A 1,786-nucleotide genomic window follows, 5' to 3' on the forward strand; every position below is an offset into this window, starting at 1 on the left:
GGCGTGGACAAGCGCCCACCCCGCCCCTCCCCCCCGGGGCCCCCCCCCCCCCGGGGGGGCCGCGCCGCGGGGGCCAACGCGGGCCCGCCGCGCCCTCGGGCACGACCGACCCGCAGCTGTGACACCAACCCGGGAGAGGCTGTGAACATCGCCGTCGTCCTACCCTGGCGGTCCCAACCCGGCCGTGACTACGCCCACGACGTCAGCGTCGCCCGCTGGCGCCGCGTGCTGCCCGCCGGCGCGGTGATCGACGTCGACACCGGCGACGAGCCGTTCAACCGCGCCGCCTGCCGCAACGCGGGCGTGCGCCGCGCGGCGCGCTCCCACGCCGATGTCGTCGTCATCGCCGACGCCGACACGTTGGCCGAGGAAGGGCCGCTCCGGGCTGCCGTCGAGGCCGCCGCCGCGAGTGGCCTCGTCCATCTGCCCTACACCGAGTACCGGTCCCTCAACGCCGACGGTACCGCCCAGCACCGCGCCGGCCTGCCGCTGCCCGACTGCAGCGCCCTCGCGGTCCAGGGGGCGTGCAGCGGCATCTACGTGACGACTCCGGCGACGTGGTGGGCCACCGGGGGACAGGACGAACGGTTCCGCGGCTGGGGCTTCGAGGACGCCGCCTGGGAACTCGCCCACACCGCCCTGCTGGGCGCGCCGCCCGTCCGGCACGAGGGCCGCGTCTACGCCCTGCACCACCCGCCGGGGGCCAAGGAGGGGCCGCAGTACGAGGCCAACGCGGCGCTGTGCTACCGCTACCACGTGGCCGCGAGCGACCCCGACGCCATGCGCGCACTGGTCGGCGAGCGGGAGGGTGCCGCGCCGCCGCACGACGGAGCCGAGCCCGTCCCGCTCCCGTCTCCCCGTCGCACCGACACGCCCGACCGGACCGGCCCGGACCGCGAGCGACACCTCTGAGCGGGTGCTCGGTCATCAGGACGTGGGGATGCGCACCGGTGGGATGAACGCCCCGCGTCCGGGGCCCGCGGGCGACGAGACGGCCGGCGTTCGGGCTCAGCGCATCGTCCCCAGGGCCGCGGCCATGGCGCCGAGCATCTGTCCGTCGGCTGTGGCAGGGTCGATGGCGGGCGTGTCGCCCATGGCCTGGACCAGGCTGATGACGTTGCCCGACTGGACGAAGTACTCGTGGGCGTCGGAGCCGACGTCCGCGAACGCGACGTGCGGCTTGCCGTCCTTGTCCCGGACGGTGGTGAGCCAGCTGATGCCCCCGGAGCCGGTGGCCGTCTTGACGACCGTGGTCCGGCTCGATTCGTCGGACGAACGGGCGGCGCAGTAGGAGTAGTCGTTCTCGATCTTGGTCAGCGCGGCCTTCGCGGCGGCCTCGTCCTTGAAGTAGAGCATCCACTGGAAGGCGGCGGCCCTGGGGTCGTCCTTGAGGTCGGTCCGGTACTGCCTGGTCTGGTAGGCCGAGATCTTCAGGGCGTCGGTCGGTTCCTTGCTGCCGTCGCTGCAGGCGTACATCCAGTTCAGGGCGTCGTCGCTGGACTTCGGGTCCTCGGTGTTCTCGGACACCCACAGGTACGTGCCGTACAGCGGCAGGCTCTTCGCGGGAAGCCAGGCGGACGCCTGGTAGCGGGTGGCATCCCCGTGCGCCGCGGCCTGCGCCGAACCCGCCGAGCCTGCCGAACCCGCCGAGCCCGCCGGGCCGGGCGCCGCGGCCGGGCGCGGGGGGGGGCGGTCAGGGTGGGCCCGGCGCGCGCGGCGCGAGGCCCCCCCCGCGGGCCAGGACGGGTGGGGAGGTGTGCAGGGAGGAGACGAGCTCGACGAGGGG

The 1,786-nt window shown here is 75.0% G+C and carries 2 protein-coding genes; one reads left to right on the forward strand and one right to left on the reverse strand.

Features of this window, described 5'->3' with window-relative positions:
- The first annotated feature begins 141 nt into the window (after positions 1-141).
- Entirely contained in the window at positions 142-912 is a 771-nt protein-coding gene (locus ACFV4G_RS43465) for a hypothetical protein (protein ID WP_380449197.1), read from the forward strand.
- A gap of 96 nt (positions 913-1,008) precedes the next feature.
- On the opposite strand, the gene ACFV4G_RS43470 is transcribed toward ACFV4G_RS43465, so the two are convergent.
- Entirely contained in the window at positions 1,009-1,527 is a 519-nt protein-coding gene (locus tag ACFV4G_RS43470) for a hypothetical protein (protein ID WP_380449199.1), read from the reverse strand.
- Positions 1,528-1,786: the final 259 nt, after the last annotated feature.

Source organism: Kitasatospora sp. NPDC059747, assembly GCF_042732955.1.
Classification (GTDB): domain Bacteria; phylum Actinomycetota; class Actinomycetes; order Streptomycetales; family Streptomycetaceae; genus Kitasatospora.